This window comes from Nostoc sp. 2RC (assembly GCF_014222165.1).
GTDB classification, from domain to species: domain Bacteria; phylum Cyanobacteriota; class Cyanobacteriia; order Cyanobacteriales; family Nostocaceae; genus Nostoc; species Nostoc linckia.
In genome coordinates this window covers 1-24,625 of record NZ_JACKZU010000081.1, presented here as the reverse complement: position 1 = coordinate 24,625, position 24,625 = coordinate 1, and the positions used below count along the sequence as shown (strand labels likewise).

At 43.7% G+C, this 24,625-nt stretch carries 17 protein-coding genes; 10 read left to right on the top strand and 7 right to left on the bottom strand.

Translation table 11 applies throughout. The annotated features are described in order from the left end of the window. On the top strand, positions 1 to 362 hold a 362-nt coding region (locus GNE10_RS12000; protein WP_185565374.1), incomplete at its 5' end, for a sensor histidine kinase. 85 nt (positions 363 to 447) lie between these two features. On the opposite strand, the gene GNE10_RS11995 is transcribed toward GNE10_RS12000, so the two are convergent. Beyond that, positions 448 to 2,130: an ATP-binding protein gene (locus GNE10_RS11995; RefSeq protein WP_185565373.1), complete on the bottom strand. Its 1,683-nt coding sequence runs from the start codon at positions 2,128 to 2,130 to the stop codon at positions 448 to 450. 7 nt (positions 2,131 to 2,137) lie between these two features. Next, positions 2,138 to 5,707, bottom strand: a complete 3,570-nt coding sequence (locus GNE10_RS11990) for a PAS domain S-box protein (protein WP_185565372.1) — start codon at positions 5,705 to 5,707, stop codon at positions 2,138 to 2,140. A 344-nt stretch (positions 5,708 to 6,051) separates the two neighbouring features. Here GNE10_RS11990 and ldpA point away from each other — a divergent pair, with 344 nt between their 5' ends. Next, positions 6,052 to 7,227 carry a circadian clock protein LdpA gene (gene ldpA / locus GNE10_RS11985; protein WP_185565371.1) on the top strand — a complete coding sequence of 392 codons (1,176 nt, stop codon included), beginning with the start codon at positions 6,052 to 6,054 and terminating at the stop codon, positions 7,225 to 7,227. Positions 7,228 to 7,384: 157 nt separating this feature from the next. Beyond that, positions 7,385 to 9,115, top strand: coding sequence for a R3H domain-containing nucleic acid-binding protein (locus tag GNE10_RS11980; protein ID WP_099069052.1), 1,731 nt, complete (start codon positions 7,385 to 7,387; stop codon positions 9,113 to 9,115). A 95-nt stretch (positions 9,116 to 9,210) separates the two neighbouring features. Here the strand turns inward: GNE10_RS11980 and GNE10_RS11975 are convergent, their stop codons facing one another. Next, complete coding sequence (locus GNE10_RS11975) at positions 9,211 to 11,175, bottom strand: DUF4347 domain-containing protein (RefSeq protein ID WP_185565370.1); 1,965 nt, start codon at positions 11,173 to 11,175, stop codon at positions 9,211 to 9,213. A gap of 648 nt (positions 11,176 to 11,823) precedes the next feature. On the opposite strand from GNE10_RS11975, the gene GNE10_RS11970 reads away from it, so the two are divergent. Further along, the gene (locus GNE10_RS11970; RefSeq protein WP_185565369.1) at positions 11,824 to 12,525 is read left to right on the top strand and encodes a DJ-1/PfpI family protein; all 702 of its coding nucleotides are present in this window, start codon (positions 11,824 to 11,826) and stop codon (positions 12,523 to 12,525) included. Positions 12,526 to 12,753: 228 nt separating this feature from the next. On the opposite strand, the gene GNE10_RS11965 is transcribed toward GNE10_RS11970, so the two are convergent. Then, positions 12,754 to 13,416, bottom strand: a complete 663-nt coding sequence (locus GNE10_RS11965; RefSeq protein ID WP_185565368.1) for a LuxR C-terminal-related transcriptional regulator — start codon at positions 13,414 to 13,416, stop codon at positions 12,754 to 12,756. 100 nt (positions 13,417 to 13,516) lie between these two features. Between GNE10_RS11965 and GNE10_RS11960 the strand changes: the two genes are divergently transcribed. The 5 genes from GNE10_RS11960 (at position 13,517) to GNE10_RS11940 (ending at position 20,726) form a co-directional block, all read left to right on the top strand. Beyond that, complete coding sequence (locus GNE10_RS11960) at positions 13,517 to 14,173, top strand: DUF3386 domain-containing protein (RefSeq protein WP_185565367.1); 657 nt, start codon at positions 13,517 to 13,519, stop codon at positions 14,171 to 14,173. A gap of 115 nt (positions 14,174 to 14,288) precedes the next feature. After that, a complete protein-coding gene (locus tag GNE10_RS11955) occupies positions 14,289 to 14,540 on the top strand; it encodes a hypothetical protein (protein WP_185565366.1) in 252 nt (83 codons plus the stop codon). Positions 14,541 to 14,583: 43 nt separating this feature from the next. After that, the gene (locus GNE10_RS11950; protein ID WP_185565375.1) at positions 14,584 to 14,727 is read left to right on the top strand and encodes a hypothetical protein; all 144 of its coding nucleotides are present in this window, start codon (positions 14,584 to 14,586) and stop codon (positions 14,725 to 14,727) included. Positions 14,728 to 15,914: 1,187 nt separating this feature from the next. Continuing rightward, complete coding sequence (locus GNE10_RS11945) at positions 15,915 to 19,967, top strand: tandem-95 repeat protein (RefSeq protein WP_311774808.1); 4,053 nt, start codon at positions 15,915 to 15,917, stop codon at positions 19,965 to 19,967. A gap of 372 nt (positions 19,968 to 20,339) precedes the next feature. Further along, on the top strand, positions 20,340 to 20,726 hold the full coding sequence (locus GNE10_RS11940; protein ID WP_185565364.1) for a hypothetical protein: 387 nt from the start codon (positions 20,340 to 20,342) through the stop codon (positions 20,724 to 20,726). 55 nt (positions 20,727 to 20,781) lie between these two features. Here GNE10_RS11940 and GNE10_RS11935 read toward each other — a convergent pair whose 3' ends face one another. The 3 genes from GNE10_RS11935 to GNE10_RS11925 all read right to left on the bottom strand — a co-directional run bounded on the left by GNE10_RS11935 (position 20,782) and on the right by GNE10_RS11925 (position 23,892). Next, positions 20,782 to 21,528, bottom strand: a complete 747-nt coding sequence (locus tag GNE10_RS11935) for an ABC transporter permease (protein WP_260446863.1) — start codon at positions 21,526 to 21,528, stop codon at positions 20,782 to 20,784. A gap of 455 nt (positions 21,529 to 21,983) precedes the next feature. Further along, positions 21,984 to 22,802: an ABC-2 family transporter protein gene (locus tag GNE10_RS11930; RefSeq protein WP_185565362.1), complete on the bottom strand. Its 819-nt coding sequence runs from the start codon at positions 22,800 to 22,802 to the stop codon at positions 21,984 to 21,986. Positions 22,803 to 22,899: 97 nt separating this feature from the next. Then, positions 22,900 to 23,892 (bottom strand): ATP-binding cassette domain-containing protein, encoded by a 993-nt coding sequence (locus GNE10_RS11925; RefSeq protein ID WP_185565361.1) that lies wholly within the window; start codon positions 23,890 to 23,892, stop codon positions 22,900 to 22,902. Between the two features lie 201 nt (positions 23,893 to 24,093). On the opposite strand from GNE10_RS11925, the gene GNE10_RS11920 reads away from it, so the two are divergent. Next, positions 24,094 to 24,486 carry a carboxymuconolactone decarboxylase family protein gene (locus GNE10_RS11920; protein WP_185565360.1) on the top strand — a complete coding sequence of 131 codons (393 nt, stop codon included), beginning with the start codon at positions 24,094 to 24,096 and terminating at the stop codon, positions 24,484 to 24,486. The last annotated feature ends 139 nt before the right edge of the window (positions 24,487 to 24,625 follow it).

Sequence of the window (24,625 nt, the reverse complement as noted above, 5' to 3'; positions counted from 1 at the left end):
GAGATGGGGAGATGGGGAGATGGGAAGATGAGAAGAGAATAATAGCTCCTCAGTCAACAGTCAACACTCAGCACTCACCACTCCTAATACCCCAAATTCAGATTTACACGCAGATGACAAACTCTAACACAGTCAAAATTACCATCGCTGACAATGGCCCTGGTATCCAAGATTCATTGCGATCGCGTTTATTCGATCCATTTTTTACCACAAAACCTGTAGGCAAAGGTAGTGGCTTAGGATTGTCTATTAGTTATCAAGTTATTGTGCAAAAACATCGAGGAAACATTACTTGTAACTCATCTGTTGGCCAAGGAGCAGAATTCACCATCGAAATTCCCATAGAACAACCAGAGTCTTAAGAAACTTGAAAGTAAAAAATATTCTGTAGGAGACTGTTTGTAGTTAACAGTTAACAGTCAACCGTCAACCCTAAAAGTTCCCTAATTACTCCTCTAAGATTCTCACAGGCAGTTTTACAATAAAATTTGTCCAGCCTTGAAAACTGTTAACTTCAATTGTGCCTTGGAGATATTCGACTAATTTTTTAACCAATGATAAACCTAATCCTGTGTTACCATAATATCGGCGATCGCTCTGCACAATCTGATAAACTCGATCGAAAATTTGAGATTGCTCCTGTGTTTGGTTTTGAACAATGCGGTAAAACGGATCGAAGATTCGAGATTGTTCATTTATGGGAATTTCAACTCCAGAATTACTAATAGTAATTTCAAAGTAAGGAATTTCTAGATTATTTGATACACCAGATTTGGCATCTTCATTGACTACACTTTCTGTGATATTAACGAACTGGGCAGTTATTTGAATTTGTTCATTGGCAGGGGTGTATTTACAAGCATTGTTTAGTAACTCTGAGATAATTTCCGTCAGGCTTGTCAAGTCTGAAACTAAAGATGGTAAATCTGGAGAAACTCTCAGTTCTAATATCTGTTGTTGTTGCTGAATACGTGCTTCAAAACCCTCCACTATATGAGGAAGCCAACTTTGGAGTTCAATTGCAGTTAATTCCAATGGATAGGTATTTGAATCAATCATTCGTATGTACAACAAGTCGTCCACTAAATCTAATTCTTGTTCGCATTGGTCACGCATGATGCTGAGATAACGATTTACAATTTCAGATGTAAAACTTTCCTCTGAATTAAAAATTCCCTGTCGATCTAAAATATTTTCTAGCACGTTAATTGCCATTTTGATGTTTGACAGTGGCGTTCGCATTTCATGAGAAGTAGTTATTAAAAAGTCTTCTTTTAACTTGTTTAATCTTTCGAGTTCTGCCACTTGAATTTCTAGTTGTTTAGCACGTTCAGCAGCAAGATTGCGTTCTTCGGTGAGCCGTCTTCGCGTGTCATCCCGAAAAACCAGTACGGCTCCTGTAATCACACCGTTGTTATCTTTCAAAGGAGTAGCACTATCAGCTACTGGAATAGTTGTACCATCTTTGTTAACGAGTAAAACCTGAGTGCCAAGATAGATAATAGTTTGTTGTTCAAAAGCTACGATAATTGGATTTTTGATTGGAAGTAGAGTTTGTTCATCAACAAATTTTACAACTTCAGTTAACATTTTTTCCTTGGCTTCGTTCCATCGCCAACCTGTTAGGGCTTCACCTACTTCATTAATAAATTTAATATGTAATTCGGTATCTACTACAATTACACCGTCACCCATACCTCGAAGTACAGAAGTCAAAAACTGCTCTCGATTGTAGCGATTGAGAGCTGTTTGAATCGCAACGTAAAGTTCTTTTTCTTTGATGGGTTTAAGAATATATCCAAAAGGAGATGTGAGTGTTGCCCGCTCCACAGTACTTTTATCTGAATGACCGGTGACGTAGATTACCGGAATTTGCAAATAAAGCCAAATTTGCTCTGCTGCCTGAATGCCATCGAGTTCACCCCGTAATCTAATATCCATTAAAATCAAGTTGGGGCGCAACTGAGTTGCTTTTTCAATTGCTAATTCTGCCGAATCGGCAATATCTAAAACAGTATATCCCAGAGTTTCTAAACTTTCTTGTAAGTTGATGGCGAGAATATATTCATCTTCAACAACAAGGACTTTAACTGTCTCATTTTGATTACTGTTTGACGCGATGCCAATCATATTGATTTTATGTCCTGCTGTTTGTAAAAGAAATTTTGAATTGTGTTCCCTGCTGACACTGAATTTCGAGCTTTCCTCTTAGCTGTTTGACTAAACCTTGGACAAGGGTTATGCCTAGCGTTTTATTTTTTTTTGTATCAAAATTTTCAGGTAACCCAATACCATTATCTCGAATAATAAGTATTAAATTACCCTCTGATGCTTGATAAAATTTAACTTCAATTTCTCCTTCACAATTTCCAACAAACGCGTATTTCAAAGCATTAGAAACCAGTTCATTGATAATCAAACCACAAGGAATGGCGGTTTCGATATCGAGGCTAGCATCATCAATGTAAACTTTCAGTTTAATTTGACTGGAACTAACGTTATAGGAATCAAATAAGTGGGTTGTTAAATCTGGTATGTATTGAGCGAAATCAATATCAGCGAGGTCTTCAGAGCGATACAATTTTTCATGAACTAAGGCAATAGAGGCGATGCGGTTTTGGCTATCGCGGAGAATTGCAGCTACTTGAGGATCTTGTGTGCGTCTGCACTGCATTTGTAGCAAACTGCTGACAATTCCTAAATTGTTCTTTACCCGATGGTGAATTTCTTTGAGTAATACCTCTTTTTCTTTCAGAGAAGCTTTGATTTTTTCCTCTGCTTGCTTATGCTCAGTAATATCTTGGTGGACAGCGACAATGACGCTTCCATATTCAGGATGCTCAAAGACAGAACTAGTAGCACTACACCAAAAAGGCGTGCCATCTTTCTTGACATTATGAATTTCATAAGTAGCTTCACCGTGTTGGAAAACAGCAGCTCTAATGGCCTGGTTAACATCTTCAGGTGTATTGTTTTCATCGCCGTAGTTGACAATTGATACATGCTGACCAACTAATTCCCCAGAGTCATAGCCAAACATTTGCTCGAATTTCGGATTGGCGTAGACAATAATGGCATCAGTAACTCTAATTAAGCAAATTCCCTCAGCGATGTTTCGGGTAATTACTGCTTGCAGTTCTAACATCCGTTGGGCGCGTTTGCGATCGCTGATTTCCACAATGACAAAGCCAACGCTAATGGGTTGCTCAGCCTGAGAAAGAATCGGAAAGCAGGAAACTAACCACGTCCGCTTCACACCAGGGTGTTTTGGAGTTTCGCCGTCGATTTCCACATCCAGAATCGGTTCACCCATTGTTAAAACGTGTTGAAAGATCGGTTCTAGCTTTCGTGCCAAATCCGGGATAATCTCCCACACAGTCTTGCCAATATGCGCTGCTACCTGAATTCCATTCATTTGTGCTAGTGCTTGATTCACCAATGTAAAATGCAACTTGCCATCAAGAACTGTTAAACCAACAGGTGCGCTACTAATAAAAGCATCCAATAACTGTTGCTGATGAGCTAGTTCTCGTTCCAGAATTTTACGTTCTGTGATGTCAATGGCCACCCTACCCACTAATTTTTGTGCCGACAATCCCAAAATCGGAAATTTGTATACCAAAAATTCACCAGTGGTGCCGTCTGGTCGAGGAGCAGTTTCAATGACTTCAAGTACCTGATTTGTTTGTGTGGTTGCGCGGATGCGATCTAAATGCTGCTGAGCAATTTCTGTTGGGTAGAGGTCAAATATGGATTGCCCAACCACCTGTTGGGGTTGTAATTTAAATGTACGTAAATATGTTTGGTTTAAATATACTATCTGTCCATCAGTATCAGTAATCCAAGCTAGCACCGGACTATTGTCCATAAATGCTTGGAATCGGGCTTCACTATGTCGGAGTTTTTCCTCGGCAAGTTTGCGTAAGCGAAGCTCCTGGTATACATCGCTCACGTCTCCCAGAGAACCAACTAATCGCACCGCATTTCCTTGCTCATCCCAAACAGCTTTTGCCCGCGATCGCACCCAACGATAGCTGCCATCCTTGCGCCGCAGACGATACTCGACGTTATAATCTGGAGCTTGCCTACTCAAATAAGCTTCTTGTGCAGCCATGACTCTGGTGTAGTCATCAGGATGAATGCGAGTTTCCCACTCTTCATCGCCATCGCTGATTTCGTGGGGTTCGTATCCCAAAATTGCGAACCAACGAGCCGACCGAAAGGTGCGATTGGTGCAGATGTCCCAATCCCAAATTGCCTCGTTAGTACCTGCGATGGCCAGTTGCCAACGTTTTTCACTTTGGCGTAAGGTTTCTTCGGCTGTTTGGCGATCGCGCTGCGCGGCTTGCTTTTCTGTGACATCTTGAGCAGTACCATAAAGACGAATTACTTGTCCATCGGCGTTGAATTCTGCATGTCCAATGGCCTCGAAGTAGCAATGGGAACCATCTGGCTGTGGTACGCGGAGAATTTCTTTGTAGGACTCACCAGTGGCGATGGCTCGCTCTACACTTTGGTGCAATTTCTGGCCATCTTCGGGATGATACAATTGCAGATTTTCTTCATAAGTCGGCTCTAAAAGTGAGGGTTGCCGATTGAAGAGGTGAAAAAGTCCCTGAGACCAGGTAATTTTACCACTGGCCAATTCATATTCCCAATTGCCAAGGCGAGCAACTCGCTGGGATTCTTCTAGCAAAGCTTGACTTTTACGTAGCGTTTCTTCTGTTTGTTTGCGTTGGGTGATGTCTCGCCCTTCAGGAATCAACAAAACCACTTGACCGCTTTCGTTTTGTAGGGGACGTAGGGAAAAATCAATGGTTGCTATTTGGTTATTTGCCCCAATCACATCAACTTCGTAACGGATAAACTCACCTTGAGCTGCACGGGCGATGGCTTGTTTTAATTGTTCTTGGGTTTGTGGTGAAATCGTCCACCAGTGTGTTTCCCAAAAAGGACGGTTGACGACATCTTCTAGCTTCAGTCCACCAAAACTCAGTGCAGTCTGATTTGCTTCTAGCAAAATGCCATCTGGTGTCAATAAACCTGTGAATTGGAAAGTGTTATTGAAGATGGCGCGAAATCGGCGATCGCTTTCCTCTAATGCAGCTGTGCGTTCCTGGACTTTGGCTTCTAACTGAGCGTTGAGGCTTTGGAGATTGTGGTAAAGTTCGGCTTGTTGAATGGCGATGGCTAGTTGCACCGTCAATTGTTTGAGCAATTCCACTTCCAATGTCTGCCATTGTCGCGGCGCAGAACATTGATGAACGATAAAAAGTCCCCACAGTTCCAATGTTGGAGTTTCTTTGTTCTTGAGCAAAATCGGCACCACTAAACTTGCCTTTACCTGAAACTGCTCTAATAATTGAAGGTGGCACTCACTTAAACCCGCTTCGTAGATGTTCGTCGCTATCCAGATTTTTCCATGACTATATTCTTCCCTCTGGCTTTGCTGCAAACAAGTATCTTCAATTTCCAGTTCTGAGACTTCTATCCATTCAGGTAAAACCGACTCTGCTACAACACTACCCCTCATTTGAGGTTTTAACTGATAAACTAATGCCCGATCCGCCTTGAGTAACTGGCGGAGTTCTTGAACACTGGTATTCAGAATGTCTTGCAGCTGCAAAGATTGGCGGATATGTAGAGCGATGGCTCCCACTAGCCGTTGTTGTTCCTGCTGCTGTTCTATCTGCTGTATTAACTGCATTTGCTTGATTCCCCCATGAAGGGACAATTACTCAATTTAGGGGGACTTCCAAATAAAAAAATATTCTATAGAAGATTGTTGACCCTTCTTTTATGGTCGCCGCTACGCGTAGCTTGCTTCTACGTAGTGGTACGACTTCGCTCAGGGTCAACGCCTTAACTGGAATAATTTATTTTTTGGAGTTCCCTTATTCAGATATATAGTTTTTTTCTCTCCCTTGCTCCCTGCTAAGAGTTCCCCATCCTCTTGCCAATGCCCCATGCCCCATACCCCAAATTACCAAATCCGGACTTTTTATTGATTACACACTACTATTTTTAGTCTCAGAAACGCATAATAGAAATGTGACTGATCTGTTCGCCCCTTTACAATCTCTAAAACTTGGTCACTGGTTCAAGCTCATCTGCGGAGCCAGTTTCCAGCATCTGCCGGCAGTCAGAAGTTTAACGTTAGCCTACACTTTGGCGGGCGCTGACTGCATAGATGTGGCTGCCGATCCGGCGGTAATTGCAGCAGCACAAGCGGCGCTACGAATAGCCAAGGATTTGGCTGGGGATGCCCAAGGGCGAGGCTTTGGCTACAAAGGCAATTCACCTTTTTTAATGGTCAGCCTGAATGATGGAGAAGACCCTCATTTTCGCAAGGCAGAATTTAATCCTACTCAGTGCCCTACAGACTGCCCTAGACCCTGTGAAAGGGTTTGTCCGGCACAAGCAATCGTGTTTAACAGTATAAAACAAGAATTTTCGGGAGTAGTAGCCGAGAAATGCTATGGCTGTGGTCGTTGTATACCAGTTTGTCCATATGATATAATTTATACAAATTCATATATGTCAACGCCGGGAGCGATCGCGCCATTGGTAATGTCAACGGGAGTAGATGCCGTAGAAATCCATACAAAAGTTGGGCGGTTGGCAGAATTTGAGCGATTATGGCAAGCAATTTTACCGTGGGTTGATACACTAAAGGTAGTAGCCATAAGTTGTCCCGATGGCGAGGGGATGACTGATTACTTAAAAGCGCTGTATAAACTAATTACCCCACTCAAAAGTGCTTTAATTTGGCAAACCGACGGTCGCCCCATGAGCGGTGACATCGGTGATGGCACCACCCTAGCAGCGGTGAAATTAGGGCAAAAAGTTTTGGCAGCTAAGTTACCGGGATATGTGCAGTTGGCAGGCGGCACAAATAGCTATACCGTTGCCAAGTTAAAGGCAATGGCACTCCTCAAACAGGCAGGGGAAGAGGACACGGGGATGCGGGGACGCTCTGACACGGAGAATTCTTTCACAGCATCAGAGCGTCTCCCAGTCTTTGCGTCACATATCGCTGGAATTGCCTACGGTAGCTACGCCCGTGTACTGCTGTCACCCATTCTTGAACAATTAGAAAACAAGGAGGTGAGTAAAACCAATTTTCAAACCACAGTTCATTTAGAAGAAGATGAGGAATTACTTTGGCAAGCTGTAGAGCTAGCCCATTCTCTCGTTTCCCAGATCAAGTCACAGCAGGAGTATTAAGCTATTGAGCTTTGAAATTGCAGTTTTGATGCTATTGACTGCTGATGGTTAACTCTCAACAGTCAATACCAAAAGACGTGCTGCCTTAAATGCGCGATAACTTAATTACTCGGTTCTCCTGCACGCAAATGTCCTCGCTATCTCTCTCATAGAAAGCATGACGATTACAGACGATCTCCAAAAGTTATTAGACATTTTGCCCCAAGACCTGCGACAAGTACTAGAGAGTCATCCCAAACGAGATAGTTTAGTTGAAGTGGTCTTGGATTTGGGTCGCCGTCCAGAAGCTCGCTTTCCCAATCAAGCTGAGTATCTGAGCGAAACACCCGTTACTCAAGAACAGATAGATGATTGCATTGAGCGAGTTGGAATCTTTGGCGGAGATAATCGGGCAGGAATTGAGCAAACTTTGCATCGGATCAGCGCCATCCGCAACCGCACAGGCAAGATTATTGGTTTGACCTGTCGCGTCGGTCGGGCGGTGTTTGGAACCATCGGTATGATCCGCGATTTGGTAGAAACTGGTAAATCGATTCTCATGCTGGGGCGTCCAGGTGTGGGCAAAACCACTGCCCTACGGGAAATTGCCCGTGTTTTGGCGGATGAACTGCAAAAGCGAGTAGTGATTATTGATACATCAAATGAAATAGCTGGGGATGGTGATGTTGCCCACCCCGCCATTGGTCGCGCTCGACGGATGCAAGTAGCTCATCCAAACCAACAGCATCAAGTGATGATTGAAGCAGTGGAAAACCACATGCCAGAAGTCATTGTCATTGATGAAATTGGCACGGAACTGGAAGCTTTAGCAGCTCGTACCATTGCCGAACGCGGTGTACAGTTGGTAGGTACTGCCCACGGGAATCAGATTGAAAACCTGATCAAAAACCCCACCCTGGCTGATTTAGTTGGGGGTATCCAAGCTGTGACTCTGGGAGACGACGAAGCTAGACGCCGGGGTTCGCAAAAAACTGTTTTGGAACGCAAAGCCCCTCCCACCTTTGAAATTGCTGTGGAAATGTTGGAACGGCAACGTTGGGTAATACACGAAAGCGTTGCTGACACAGTAGATAATCTGTTGCGGGGTCGTCAGCCTAATCCACAAACAAGAACCGTTGATGACCAGGGGAAAGTTGCCATTACACGACAATTAGCTGTTGTTAATGGTCGCGGAGGGCATCTAGCAGCAGGGGAAGAATCTTTTCCTTCCGGGCGACAGTCCAACGGCTGGCGTTCATCCGGACAAATGCTAGCACTGCCCCAGTTGCCTGTGGAGCGGGTAACTGGGCGCAGTGAGTTTGACCGCTTGCTGGATGAATCCTTCAACTATTCTGAAAGCATTGATTTGGATGCTACTAGACAGTCAGGGCCAAATGGTGAAGATTTACCACTGCACATTTACCCCTATGGCGTTAGCCGCCACCAACTCGAACAGGTAATCAGCGTGCTAACTTTACCTGTGGTCTTGACAAAAGATATAGATAGTGCTGATGCAATTTTAGCACTGCGATCGCATGTCAAAAACCATGCCAAATTACGCCAAATGGCCAAAGCCCGTCATGTGCCTATCCACATGATAAAATCCAGCACCATTCCTCAAATTACCCGTGGTTTGCGGCGGTTGCTGAACATCGACGACCCAGAACTGGCCGACGACCGAGAACTGCAACTGTTTTTGCACAGTGGTAGCGATGACGAAATGGACGCCTTGGAAGAAGCTAGACTTGCCGTAGAGCAAATTGTCATTCCTAAAGGACAACCAGTGGAGTTATTACCACGTTCTCCCCAAGTCCGCAAAATGCAACATGAGTTGGTAGAACACTATCGACTCAAGTCTCACAGCTTTGGCGAAGAACCAAATCGTCGCCTCAGGATTTATCCGGCGTAACTTTACTTTAAACCCCTCTCCAAATGGGAGAGGGGATTTACAATTAGCTCAACCTCTTTGCTTAGCGGTTTTTTCTTCCCTGAAGATAGCCCAATTTACTGTAAGTTCTTAACTTCAGTTGCACTCAAAGCACGATTATAGATGCGGACTTCATCAATTAATCCATTAAAGCGATCGCCCAATGGTGTCCCTTCACCATAGTTCTCGCCTGCACCAATAGTTACTGGATTGCTATCTACTAATATGTTGCCAGTAAGCGGGCTACTACCAATTTGAACACCATCAACATAAAGACGCATCATACTACCATCGTATGTCCCTACCATGTGTACCCAGCGATCGCTGGTTGGTGAACCTTCGTAAACATTACCTTCACCATCACTAGTGCCTATTTCCCACTTATACCTCATTACTTGATTGCGCGGACCAAACCCCAAAAAGAATTGATCGGGATGAAGAGTGTCGCCAATCTGTCTATTTACAACAGCTCTAAAACCCACTGGTTGAACATTTGGACGTACCCAGGCTGAGATAGTGATTTGATTAGTCAGAGAGTTAATACTAGCTGAAGCAGGTATACTGGCATGGGAGCTATTGCTTCCAGTCACTTGAAGAGCTTGGCCATATAGACCAGTCGTTCTACTGGAATTAATCAACGATCCGCTATTATTATTGCCAGAGCTGTCTAAAACAGTATTACCTGTCGCTTCTTCAAATTTCCAATAGCCTATTAATCCACTTGAGGTATTATTATCAGAATTGAATGTCCAACTGTTAATATCTTGAGCATTAAATCGAGATCCTGTCCCAGCAGTAAAGCCAACAAAGGCTTGGGAACCGAGAACAGAAGTTAAATCAATCTGGTAGGAAAGTGCTGCTTTGGCGGTTGGAAGTTTAGTCGAACTTTGAGAAAGGAAAACATCCAGTTTATCGGTATTACCGTTGTACTGAATCCAAGCATTAATTGGCGTACCGGAGTTCAGATCGATTGGTGTACCTGAGTTTGAATCAGTGACATTACTGGTGGTTGCAAGCGCAGCAGTTACATTACCATCTCGCAGCACAGCAATGTTGTTGTTGTTAGGATCTGTTGCATTCTTAAAAGTGTCAAACTTAATCGCTAAACTCTGAGTAATAGGGCTGACAGTCCCGCCATAGCCTAAATTGCCACCTCTACTACCGATAGCATTGGCCTTTGCTGGACTATTTTGCAACACAAAGGTAAATCCATCAGATCCAAGAGTTCCACCTCTCAATTGAAATTGAAACTGGGTTTGAAAGGAGGTGTCAGTATCCAATGCAATGGGGGTAGTATAGAAAACACTACCCGTCTTAGATGCAGAGGCTGGAGTCAAACGCAATGCAGTACCAAACTTGGCCGAACTGCCATTAAATTTGAGTCCACTCGTGCTGGCAAAATTCGTGAAGTCAAAGCTAGCCAGCACCCCATTATAGGTATTTAAAAGCGAAGGCTGGATGGCTAGAGGAGATTCAATTGTACCAGTTGCGTACTCCAGCACCCAGTTGCCACCTTGAGATACATTCCCAGTTAGATCTGTCGATGCAGCTACATCAGCCCCAGTCAATTGCCCCAATTCGGAAACAAAGGTACTCCCCACTGTACCTGCGGCAACATTACAACCGTAGAGCAAGATATCGGCATCAGGCGCTAAAGCTTCTGCCCAGGTTTGTAAGTCTTGACTTCGGCTGCTGAGTGTCTGAAGATTGACTACAGAATCCCCAAGCTCCAGTTGACCAGAACTGCCGTGAGAAATAATGTGAACTCCTAAAAGATCGTCATAATTAGAGAGCGTCTCAGTTATTTGTGTAATACTATCCTTCTCAGACTGAAGCGGAATAATGAGGTCAGCAGTTAAACCTTGAAGAATTTGTTCTACCTCAGGAATACTTAAATCTACGAAAGCAATTGACTGAGGATTTACTAACTGTGGCTCAGTTAACAATAAGTTGGCACTCAAGTTCGACCCTAGATTTTGACTTGAGGGAAAACCAGTAAACAAAGCTGAATTATCGAAATCAGAAAAGTTTGTCTCAAACATATATGAGGCTTCTGGAATAGACTTGTATGAAAATTAAATTTTTGATAAACAAGAGGAAGCAACCCCTTGAAACCATCTACATTCCGCAGCTAGGGTAAGCAATGACGAGTATGAGATTTTCTAAGTATCACATCAAAAACACATTCAATTAGCAACTTATTTATAAAGTATTAATAAAATTATACTTACGTGTATTAGATGTGTATTTAATGATTATTTGCCAAAAAAATATAATGCAAGCGTCTAAATTTCCATTTTGTAAGCCATCAGTTACGACTTTAGCCTAATAAACTTTAGTTAATATTTACTTGATAAATGGTTTTTTGTAGCGCAGAATACTGACAGCAATTTTAAATTCAAATTTTGATAAAGGGTATCGTTTAACTGGGAGCAATACGGTTTTTTTAGGTATGGTAAAAAGCAAGCGATCGCTAAATTCTTTTATCAGTAATTAGAGTTTGCTGAAAAAGTAATAAGAATTGATTAGTTATTTAAACAACCTTACACTGATTGCGAGAAGCAGCTAAAGCTTGAAATCAGGGATGAAGAAAATTAGCCATTGAAATGAAACTGTACTCGATCGAGGACTGGGCAGATTTGATTGTCACTTTTACGATATTCCATAACAATCATTAAAAGAAGTCGATTATGACAAATCAAGTTAAATATCACATTGGTCTACTTATTTATCCTGGGATGACTCAACTCGATATCACCGGGCCGCATCAAGTATTTGCTATGATGCCTGAAACTTGCGTGCATTTATTGTGGAAAACTTTACAGCCAGTCATCAGTAACGAAGGAATGACCATATTACCCACAACTACCTTTGAAAATTGCCCATCGCTGGATGTTTTGTGCGTTCCTGGGGGTGCTGTGGGACAAGTCGAAATGATGCGGGATACAGAGGTTTTGGAATTTCTCAGGCTACAAGGGAAAACGGCAAAATATATTACTTCTGTTTGTACTGGTTCTTTGATTTTAGCTGCGGCTGGATTATTGCAGGGTTACCGCGCTGCTTGTCATTGGGCATTTCGCGACCAGTTGGCAATGTTAGGGGTTGAGGTGGGAACTGATAGAGTAGTGGTTGACCGCGATCGCATTACAGGTGGTGGTGTAACTGCTGGCATTGATTTTGGCTTGGTAGTTGCTGCTCATCTATGCGGTGAGGAAACAGCAAAGTTAATTCAATTGTTGTTAGAGTACAACCCTGCGCCTCCTTTTAATAGCGGTTCGCCAGAAAATGCTGGAGAGGCTTTAGTTGAACAGGTGAAAAAGTTTGGAGAACAACTAATTGAAGCGTCCCTTGCACAAACAAAGCAAACAGCATCGATATTATTAAATAATTAGTAATTCGTAATTAAGAATTCATTAATTATGAGTTCTCAATTGAATTATTCCGTTCAAGCTCATCACTTAGGTTGATGCGGGGATACACCATACACGGGGACGCGGAGATATTTTAATCATAAGTGATTAGCCGGACATGATATCACTACTAATGACTAATAACTAATGACTCGAAATCCTCACGGCGTAAAGCTGGGGGATGAGTTAAAAATTTATCCTTGATGAAACTTATATATCTTGCAGTTTTGCCACCAATTCTGCACGCGCTGAAACCTTCAATTTCCGAAACATTCTCTTCAAGGCTTGCTTGACAGAATTTTGAGTAATCCAGAGTCTTTCGCCGATTTCTGCATTTGTTAATCCCTGCGCCACCAATTCGGCAATTTCTAATTCACGGGGTGTGAGAGGACTTGCTAAAAATGAATTGGATATTTTGGGTTTTGCGCGTAGGGTTGCCATTTTTGCTGACAAATGAATGCATAAAGCGCTTAAGTCAGCTAAATCATTGCCATTAAAAGGAGGATTTCCCTTGTCACGCGCTAGGTTAAGGGTTCCGATAAGACGACCATCGCAAACAATTGGCCCGGTCATGACGTGTTCGTGGTCGTGGCGGGAGCAAAAATGCTTCCAGTCTCCTGGAGATAATAATAATTGCTCGTGAGCCGGAGCGTGACGCTCAACCACGTAGCGTCCCACTGGATTGCTTTCTAAGCAGACTGCTGGAATAGCTGGAATATCAATCTCAGCGGTTGGTTGTTCGTCTAGAAGATAGATACCCCAATTTTGCACGCCAAAATGGTCGCTAATTTTGTCCGTGAGAGCCAGTCTTAATTCTTGCTCGTTTTGGACGTTAGCGATCGCATGAAATACGGCGTGAAGAGAATTAACCATAAGTGTACCCAGTTGGGGACTATCCAAGCCTCAACAATTACTTCTATGCTAATACCAAGAATACTAAAACGCTAATTACAGTAGCGACTAGGAGAAGCACATGACAGTTACACAACTCTCTGCTCAGGAACTTTTCCGGGCTGCTTATGAGAACCGCTATACTTGGGACAAAAATTTCCCCGGTTACACCGCAAATATTACCTATAAGCATGATAATAAGGTCTTTACAGGCAAAGTAATTATCAACGCCAATCTCAAAGCTGAAGTTTTGGACGTAGACGACGAGTCAGCCAAGCAAGCAATTCACGGCCAAGCCTGGGAAATCGCAATTCACCGCGTCCGTCGCAACTTTGAAGACACCCATAGCGCCAATACCTTTAGCTATGGTAAGACTGACGAAACTGGCGCAGTCGAACTTTTAGTTGGCGGTAAGGCTGACGGCGATAAATACAAAGTCCGCAACAATGAAGTGTGCCACGTTCACCGTTTAATTCACGGTACTTTTGTGACAATTAACACCTTTAGCAGCCACGACACTGGCGAAGGTTACTTATCTCACACCTATGATTCTGTCTACCACGACCCCAAAACTGGCGAACAAAAGGGCGGTAGAAGCGAATTTACCGATGAGTACGAAAAAGTGGGCGATTATTTCATCTTAAATCGCCGCGAAATTCGCACCAAAATCAATGGAGAAGTGTCGGTTCAAGAATTTGTTTTCTCTGATATCAAATTGCTGGAACCTGTTGCTGCTTAAATTGTATTTAGCATTATAAATTAATAGCGATCGCTCTTTATTTTGAAGGAGCGATCGCTTTTATTATTTGGTGTTTTTTTATGAAAATTGTGGCTGCGTAGCTGCGTAGGTTGGGTTGAGGAACGTAGACGCCGGAGGCGGCTTCCCGCAGGGTAACCCAACATTTCCGGGGTTTGTTGGGTTTCACTTCGTACCCCTACAATACGAGCAAGCTACAACCCAACCTACAATTATCCTTAAACCAAGCGTATTGAGTTATATTTGGCATTTTAAAATAAAAGCGATCGCTCTTGATTTTATAGGAGCGATCGCTTTTATTTTTTCGTGGTTTTTTAGGAAAATTGTAGGGCGATCGCTTGGGATATAATCAATTGTATAAAAAGTTATATCTTTAGCGGATGTTAAATAAAATGACATATTTAGAGCGTTTTTCAGATACTAAGAAAGAAGCGAATACAAAAGCAAACTTTTTTGAGGCAAGAATAACAAGTTATGTTATTGACTATCCTGTTGCCCGCCAATTTTACACTAATGTCAAAACAATTAAAAATTAAGAATTATAAAAAACCACGCATAAATGCTCTTTTTTGACATAATGATGCTGTGCTTTTTTTGTATGCATTAATAAATTAATGGGCTTGTAACCATTGTTAAAAATCAATTTCAAGTTAAAAATTCAGACAATTGAAAATTCAAAAAGTGAAAAATTATTTAATTAATTGATAATTTTGAATTGGAGCGTATCCCTACGGTGAAGCAAGCTACGCGCAGCATCTCGTAGATAAGCGACGGTCAAGGTTACTCAAAAACTTGGCTTTGGTCGATTTAACTTAGACGCGAACAGTGTTTTTTGTCCAAAGTCCAAAATTGTGAATCAAGCCTATGTAAAGATTCAGTAAATCTACTGCGTCATCGACTCTTTCATGAAAAAATATATTGTTGAGCTTGGTTAAATATATTTATTTCCCAGACTAAGCTAATGGGCGTCTCAATTGCATAACTACGTAATCATGGCTATCAACCGTCAACCGTCAAGACTTCGACAGGCTCCCTTCGACAAGCTCAGCGCATCGCAGTGCGGCGCTGTCAACAATCCTGGCGATGGATTCTGCAACTTAAAAGCAGAATAGCTGACCAATAAATCTTCCGGTTTCATTCATCTGTGAACGAGCGGGAAGCTTTGCTATGACCGAATTTCCATCATCCCTGTCTGTTTTGTAATTTCTGCAAAGTTTGGCGCTAGATGTTTTTCAGTCAAACGGTGCAAATAAACCCAAGGATGTAACAAAAAGTAAAGTCACCTAAAACCCAATACGGTTCAGTTAAGGAAAATTTTAGGTTGGGTTGAGGGTAAGCGTTACCCAACAAACCCGCCAAATGTTGGGTTACCCTGCGGGAAGCCGCCTCCGGCGTCTACGTTCCTCAACCCAACCTACGTGTATCTGCCAGGTCACTGAGCCGGTCGTTGTGCTGTCCTCTGCCAGGTCACTGAGCCTGTCGAAATGCTGTCCTCTGCCCGATCTTAACAAAAAATATTCACGCTGACATCCTCAAATAAGGAGTTTTGATGTTGAGTTTTGAAAGTTCATTCCCTACAATCGCTCATCCCCAGGGGGCATTAGACCCCATACAGCCAAATTCGGTGTCTGCTGTTGACCCATTCTCTGTGCCCCTATCCTTGAACAGCAGTGCCAGTGCAGTTGCTTTTGTGGATGGGGGATTGTCGAACTACTAAACCCTGGTGGCGGGGTTCAGCCCTAATACAGCCGTGTATGTGCTGAATCCTAATGGCGATGAGTTGAGCCAAATTAGCCATGTATTAGCAGGCTACAGTAATCTCGACTCGGTGTCAATCTTTTCTCACGGCAGCGATGGGGCGTTGCAGTTGGGCAATACCAGCCTGAATAGGGATAACCTGGGGAACTATGCCAGCGTGTTGCAATCCTGGGCTAGTTCCTTCAGTGCGGAGGGAGATTTTTTGTTATTTGGCTGTAATGTGGCAGCCGATACCACAGGGCAGAATTTTGTCAGCCAGATTGCGACGCTCACCGGAGCCGATGTGGCAGCATCAAAGGACTTGACGGGAAGCAGTGCTCTCGGTGGGGATTGGGAATTGGAATTTACCACGGGCAGCATTGAAGCCGCACCAGTATTGGTTGATGGGGCACAGGCGGCGTATCAGCATACGCTAGCAAATTTTAACGTGACCACCGTAGCTGACACCGTGGATGCAAACGATGGCGTTGTTTCCTTGCGAGAGGCGATTATCGCGGCGAATGGCAGCTCTGGAGCAGACAACATTACCTTTGATTCAGCCGTCTTCAGTGGGGCGCAAACCATTCGCCTTTCATCGATGCTGCCGATCATCACTGATGACTTAACGATTACCGGCACGAGCACCAACAACCTCATCCTTAGTGGCGATGCCAATAATAATGGCAGCAATGATGCCGGGGATGTGCGGATCATGTTCATCAACCGGGGAACGGTGAATATCTCTGGCTTGACCTTCTCCGGTGGACGGGGTAAAGGTGGTGATGGCGGCGGTGGTGGCATGGGTGCCGGAGGTGCCCTGTTTATCAATGGTTTGTTTGATGGTAGCCAGGTGCAAACCAACGTTACCCTGACGAATGTTGCCTTTACTAATAACCAGGCGATCGGGGGTAATGCTCTCAGCTCCTACGGTGGTGGTGGCTTCGGCGGCAATGGTGGCTTCTTTGGCGGGGGTGGCGGCTTTGGCGGCAATAGCAATTTCTTTTCCGGCGGCGGCGGCTTTAGCGGCAATACTACTAACGAAAACGGTGGTAGTGGCAGTGGCAGCCCCTTTGGCGGTGCTCCTGCCCAAAACGGTTCTCCCAGTAGCAATGGCAACACAGGTGGTATTGGCGGGGGGGTCGGCGGTGGCGGCGGCAATGGAGCTAGCACTTCCACAGTTGGCGCGAATGGCGGCAACGGCGGCGATGGCGGCATTGGTGGGGGTGGCGGCTTCGGCGGCAATGGCGGCGGTGTTAGCGGTCGTGGCGGCAATGGCGGTGACTTTGGCGGCGGCGGCAGTGTTGGTAGTTCAAACGGCAATGGCGGCGATGCCGGCAATGGCGGCTTTGGCGGCGGTGGCGGTAGCTCCCAGGTTGGAACAGGCGGCAATGGCGGCTTCGGCGGCGGCGGCGGCGACGGCATTGATGGTGGCAATGGCGGCTTTGGTGGTGGCAATGGCGGCTTTGATGGTGGCGGCGGTGCGGGGTTGGGGGGTGCGATTTTCATCCGCTCTGGTGCCCTCACCCTGGTTAACAGCAGCTTTAGCAACAACAGCGCCACGGGCGGCACGGGTGCCCAAAACGGTCAGGGGATTGCCGGGGGTATTTTTGCGGTCACTGCTGGTCTGGCATCGCAGGCAGGAGTCTCGGCTGCACCCACAGTGACAATTAGTGGCAGTACAAATCTGACCAATGCCGATGTGTTTGGTGTGACGTTGTCCAACACCCCCCCCACTGCCAACAATGACAGCTTTACTACCGACGAAGACACACCTTTAACGGTCACGGTCGGAAACGGGGTGCTGAACAATGACACCGATGCTCAGAACAACCCCCTGACCGCCATTTTGGTTACAGGTTCTACCAACGGCAGTCTCACCTTGAACGCCAATGGCTCCTTCACCTACACGCCTAATGCCAACTTCAATGGCACCGATAGCTTCACCTATCGCGCCAACGACGGCACGGTCGACTCGGATAATATTGCCACCGTCACCCTCAATGTTACTGCCGTCAATGATGCACCCACGGCAACGAATGATACCCTTTCTGATATTGCTGAAGATTCAGGAGTTCGCACCATTTCCTTTGCCACCTTGCTCGGCAACGACAGCACAGGCCCCGCCAATGAAAGCGGTCAAACCCTGACCATTACCGCACTCAATAATGTAGTGGGTGGCACAGCGGTCATTTCCGGCACCAACATCCTGTTCACCCCCCCCGCCAACTACAACGGGGCTGCTAGCTTCCAGTACCCCGTGCGGGATAATGGCACCACAAATGGTATTGCTGCCCCCAAGAGTGCAACCGCCACGGCATCGTTTAACATCACCCCGGTGAATGATGCGCCCGTGGTTGCCAATCCCATCGCGAATCAATCCAGCCCAGAAGATACGACAGTGAATTTCACCATTCCTGCTAACACCTTTAGCGATGTGGATAATGCCAGCCTGAGCTTGAGTGCAACCCTGGCAGATAACAGCATCCTTCCCAGTTGGCTCAGTTTCAATTCCACCACGGCAACCTTCTCCGGTACGCCCCCCCAAGACTTCAATGGCACTGTGGCGCTCAAAGTCACAGCAACCGATGCCGGAGGATTATCGGCATCCAGCACCTTCAACCTCAGCATCACCCCGGTAAATGATGCCCCTGTGGTCGCCAATCCCATCGCGAATCAATCCAGTCCCGAAGATACGGCGGTGAATTTTACCCCTCCCCCCAACACCTTCAGCGATGTGGATAACGCCAGCCTGAGCTTGAGTGCAACCCTGGCAGATAACACTGCCCTTCCCAGTTGGCTCAGTTTCAATTCCACCACAGCAACCTTCTCCGGTACGCCCCCTCAAGACTTCAATGGCACTGTGGCGCTCAAAGTCACAGCAACCGATGCCGGAGGATTATCGGCATCCAGCAGCTTCAACCTCAGTATCACCCCGGTAAACGATGCCCCCACGGCAACAAATGATACCCTCACTGATATTGCCGAAGATTCTGGCAATCGTACCATTTCCTTTGCCACCTTGCTCGGCAACGACAGCACAGGCCCCGCCAATGAAAGCGACCAAACCCTCACCATTACCGCACTCAATAATGTAGTGGGCGGGACAGCGGTCATTTCCGGCACCAACATCCTGTTCACCCCCACCGCCAACTACAACGGGGTTGCTAGCTTCGAGTACACTGTGCAAGATAATGGCACCACAAACGGCATTGCTGACCCCAAGAGTGCAATTGCCACGGCATCGTTTAACATCACTCCGGTGAATGATGCGCCCTCCGGCACGGATAAGACCATCACGACAGGCACCAGCTACACCTTCACCGTCGCTGACTTCGGCTTCACTGACTCCAATGATACCCCTGCAAACTCGTTGCAAGCCGTAATCATCAGTTCCTTACCCACAATCGGGCGACTCACCCTCAAAGGTGCCAATGTCACCCTCAATCAATCGATTTCCGCCGCCGATCTCGCTGCTAACAAGTTGCAATACCTCGCCCCCACCTTCTCCACCCCACCCACAACACCTCCCAACCCTGCCAGCTTTACCTTCCGGGTGCAGGATAATGGCGGTACTGCCAACGGTGGTGTCAATACTGACCCCACCCCCAACACCTTAACAATTAACTTTGGTTTGGTACTCAACGGTGGCAACGGCATCAATACAATTCGTGGTGCAGCGGGCAACGATACCATCCGGGGTGGTAATGGCAATGACATCCTGTTCGGCAATGCGGGCGATGATGTCTTGTTCGGCGACAATGGGGACGATAGACTGCGCGGCGGACTCGGTAACGATACCCTCACCGGCGGTCTTGGCAACGATATCTTTATTTTGGCAACAGGGGAAGGCACAGATACCATCACCGACTTCAAGAATTGCGTCGATAAGATTGGCTTAACGGGGGGTCTAACCTTTGCTCAATTAGCGATTGTACAGGATGGTAACCGGGTCAGGATTAGCAAGGGCAATGAAGTCCTCGCCTATCTCAATGGCATCACTGTCAACCTAATTGACTTCACTGATTTCATCCTCGTTTGACACTCTTGTGCCGTCATAGCAGGAGATTCTTGGTTTTCTCTAATATCAAATTGCTGGAATCTGTTGCTACTTAAGTTATATTTGGCATTATAAATTAATAGCGATCGCTCTTTATTTTATAGGAGCGATCGCTTTTATTTTTTAGTGGATTTATTTATGGAGATTGAAAGTCCATCGTTTCAGATACAACCAACATACAAAAAGTCAACTCTTACTATTTTTTTAATCACACACCACATGAAATAACAATATTTTAATTACAATAAACAAGTCAGTGGAATTTACTGAACTATATTTTTATATACCGAGATACCATAATTACTTATGTGGAGTTGGAACTTTCAATAACCGAGCAATAAGGAGAAGGTTCGAGTGGTTAACGAAACTGAACGTTACATTCCTTCAGAAGATGAGTATCTTCAAGCATTTTACGCTATTTATAATGAATTGACTCCTGGACATCAAGCCATATTAGATAAACTGTATCAGCATTGTTACTTTATGAAAGACAATCGCCGATTACGTACTTGGGAATTATCTGAAGCCGCAGCATACAATGGTGAATCTGCTGGTCAAATTGGTATTTTAGGTGCAAAATTTTGCAAGTTTTTTGGACTAGAGAATAAAGAGTTTGGACAGCCAGCACTAGCAATAGTTAGTTGGTTTGAAGATGAAACAAATAGACATTGGTATATCGAACTAATTCCTGAAGCGGCTAGAGCATTCAAACGATTTCGCCTTGAACATTTTACAATTTAGGTATGACATAAAATTGATAATATGCAGTAGTTTTTCAGATATATATACAGTGCTATTAACTACCAGTTGAACAGTAGTATTGCTCACCTAATTTCCAAACTTTAAGTGTAACGATCAAAAATAAAATCCCTGCCATTGGAGAGACGTAACAAAACCACAAAGGTACTAAAAATGTATCTTGTTTTTCTAGAACTGCAAGCAAAGGAAAATAGCTCACGCAAGCAAGAGGTATGAAGTAAGTGAAAAATCTTTGAAACCACTTGCTATAAATTGCAAAAGGATATTGAGCAGTTTCCACTCCGCCATAAGTGAGGATATTCATAATTTCCAAAGATTCAATCGTCCAGAATGTAATAGTTGCTTGGACAATAACGATACCTAAAAATAGTGCGATAGCTCCAATAAAGGAAGTGCCTAAAAGCCACGCAATTTTAATCGTAAAAGAAATATGGAGAGTTGACAGCGACCACCATGTAACGACAAATCCTTGAAAAAATCTGCCAATTCTTTTTAAGGTAAATTCCGTGCCTAGAAGTTGCAGCACTGTAGCACGTGGACGAAGCAGTAAGCGGTCAAAATCGCCATTTTTAATTATTTTACCAAATGAATCAAATCCCCTTCCTAAAGCATCAGCACAGGCAAAAGAAATATTAACCATTCCATAAAATAGAGCTACTTCACTCAAAGTCCACGTACCAATACTATTAAAACGAGTAAAAAGCGCCCAGATGCCAAAAAATTCCACTACAGTTACTAAAAACTGCCCTAAAATTTGAAGTAAAAAGGAAACTTTATACTGCATTTGTGATTTTAAAGATATGGAGATATATCGAATGTAGAGAAAAAAATTATTCAAAAACATATTAATTTTCAATTTTGCATTGCGAATATAATTTTAAAGTGTAGGGTGTGTTATGGCGCATTGGTGTCAACTTAACGTAAAACCCTTGTAATGATGTTAGAGCAAACTTACTCAATTACTAATTAATCTGGAATCACCCCACCCCGGTTTTGTCTAAAGCCAAAACCTCCCCTCCCCGCAAGCGGGGAGGGGATTGAGGGGTGGGGTAAAACGATTGTGGGGCAGAGTTTAAGTTTAAGTTGACACCAATGGTTATGGCGTAACGCCTAATGCACCTCAATACTAAGTATTTTAAGACTGTGCGTTGCACTGTGTGACAACACACCCTAATAATTGAAAATTTTTATAATTAAATTTTGAATAATTCAATCCAAAATCCAAAATATCCAATTGTCTTATCCTCCTTGAATTACAAGTTTTTTCACACCCTGTTTTACAAGAAAACGCCCAAGAATAACTATAATAAATATCCAAAATAATTGATGTAACAATACATAAAATATTTCGTTTGGTAGAAGATTACCAGTAAAAAGTCGAAAAGGTCTATCCATAAGTCCTGAAAAAGGAAGTGCATTTAATAAAGGCTTGAACCACTCAGGAAAAAGTGGCAAAGGAACAATCATGCCAGAAAAGATAATAATCAAAGTGGGGAGGATATTATTAACTCCTTCGCCAGAAAGCGTCCACATCATTGATATAGTCAGAAGCATTGTTAATGCAGATGAAAGTAGAATTGCAGCAATAAAGGAGATAAAAAAGGCAAAAAAAGCTGCAAATGAGGGTGGAAAAGAAAGCGATCGCTCTGAAAACCCCATCAGTGGAAAAATCAACATCGTCACAGTCACAAGAGGAATAGCACGCAGGATAACCGGTGCTGTGCGAAGCGCCAAAGCACGAGTAAACCAGAAATTATAAAGGTCTGTAGGTCGCAGCAAATCGTAGCCGACTGCACCGGATCGGATTAAATCTTGAATCTCGCGATCGCCTGACCAAGGAGCGATCGCCATTAAAAACGCTTGTCCCAGCCATACATATCCCACAGCCTCCCGAAGCGTCATCGGTTGAGTAGAGGCGGTATGAGTAAAAAATGCCTCTAGAACCATGACTTTTACAAACCCCCAAAAAAACTGAGTTGCAACCCCAGCCAATGCAGCTGTCCGATATTGCAACAGCAGCGCAAATCTCGCAATAAATAGTGACCAATATGCTTTCATAACGTAAATAAGGAGTCAGAATTCAGAATTCAGAACTCAGAAGTAAAATCGGCTTAATGTTTGACTAGTAATCTAATGACCAATAACTAATGACTAATTAATATAAAATTCCTCCTGACTTGGCATAAAGTTGAGCAACTATTTCTTCAATTGGTGGATTTTCGACAAAAAGATCCGCAACTTCATTTTTTGAAGTCACTTGACTAATCAAAGATGCAGCAGAAAGCTTTGTAGGATCGAAGGCTAGAGTTACAGTACGACCTTCTTTAGAAATGATACTAACTCCTTCTTCTTCAAAAAAGAAATCATCATTTATTAGGTCTATTCTTAAATAGCGACGTGAGGAAACTTGAGAACGCAATGCTGTCAAAGTTCCATCGCAGAGAATTTCACCGCCACCAATAATAATGACGCGATCGCACAATGCCTCGATATCATCCATATCATGAGTAGTCAGGATAGTAGTTACTTGATGAGTTCTATTTAACGTTTTGATAAATTTCCTAACCGCAAGCTTGGAAACCGCATCAAGGCCTATAGTTGGTTCGTCTAAAAACAAAATTTCTGGTCTGTGCAACATTGCGGCGGCAAAATCACATCGCATCCTTTGACCAAGGCTTAACTGTCTCACGGGAGTATAGAGAAAACTCTCAAGGCTAAGGAAATCAATCATTTCTTGGCGTGTCTTGCGATATCCTGAATCAGGAACGCGATAAATATCCCGCAGCAAATCGAAAGACTCAATTACTGGTAAATCCCACCAAAGTTGCGATCGCTGGCCAAACACTACTCCAATACGACTAACATGGTGGATTCTATCTTTCCAAGGAGTTCGTCCGCCGATTATACATTTTCCGCTAGTTGGTACTAAAATACCACTTAAAATTTTAATAGTAGTTGATTTTCCCGCTCCATTTGGCCCAATGTATCCTACAAGTTCTCCTTGTTCAACAGAGAATGAAACTCCTTTCAAAGCATGAACGATTGTTGTTTTTCGCTGCACAAGACCTTTAACGGAACCAAAAAATCCAGAGGAACGTTGAGACACAAAAAAATTCTTTTTCAAGTCTTCCACAAGAATCTGAGGCATATACAAATCCTATTTGATTGGTAAAATTAATCGTGTAGGTAGGTAGCCAACTTGTATTGAGCGTAGTCGAAGTATAAGCAACAGATATTTTTAATGAATAATTTAAGATTCTATATATTGCTCGTCTTTTATTATTAGTAAAATGCTCTATATGAAAATTTAAGTGTTCTCACTTATTGGGAAACTAAATTATATCGAAATATGACTAAACTCATTGAGTACGAACAAGCCAGCGACGAAGTGCGTGCAGTATACGACGATATTCGCGCCACACGCCAAAATGACTATATCAATAATTTCTGGAAAGCCATAGCTAACCATCCTCCCACCTTGCAACGAACATGGCAAGCTGTGAAAGAAGTTATGAGTAGTCCTGGTGAAATCGATCCACTGATGCGGGAACTGATTTATATTGCCGTGAGTGCCACAAATGGCTGCGAATATTGCATTGCCTCGCATACAGCCTCGGCACGTGCCAAGGGAATGAATGATACCATGTTTGGGGAATTAATGGCGATCGCTGCCACTGCCAATATGACTAACCGCCTGGCCAATGGCTATCAAATTCCCGTGGATGAGCAATTTAAAACATAGAAATTGCTACTCAAAAAGTAAAAATTAAAAAAGTAATTTCCATAAATATAAAAGGCAGATAATTATTTTTGCCTTTTACATTTTTACTTTTTTTAATTACTTTTTATTCTTATTACCAGCTATTCATAAAAATATTAAT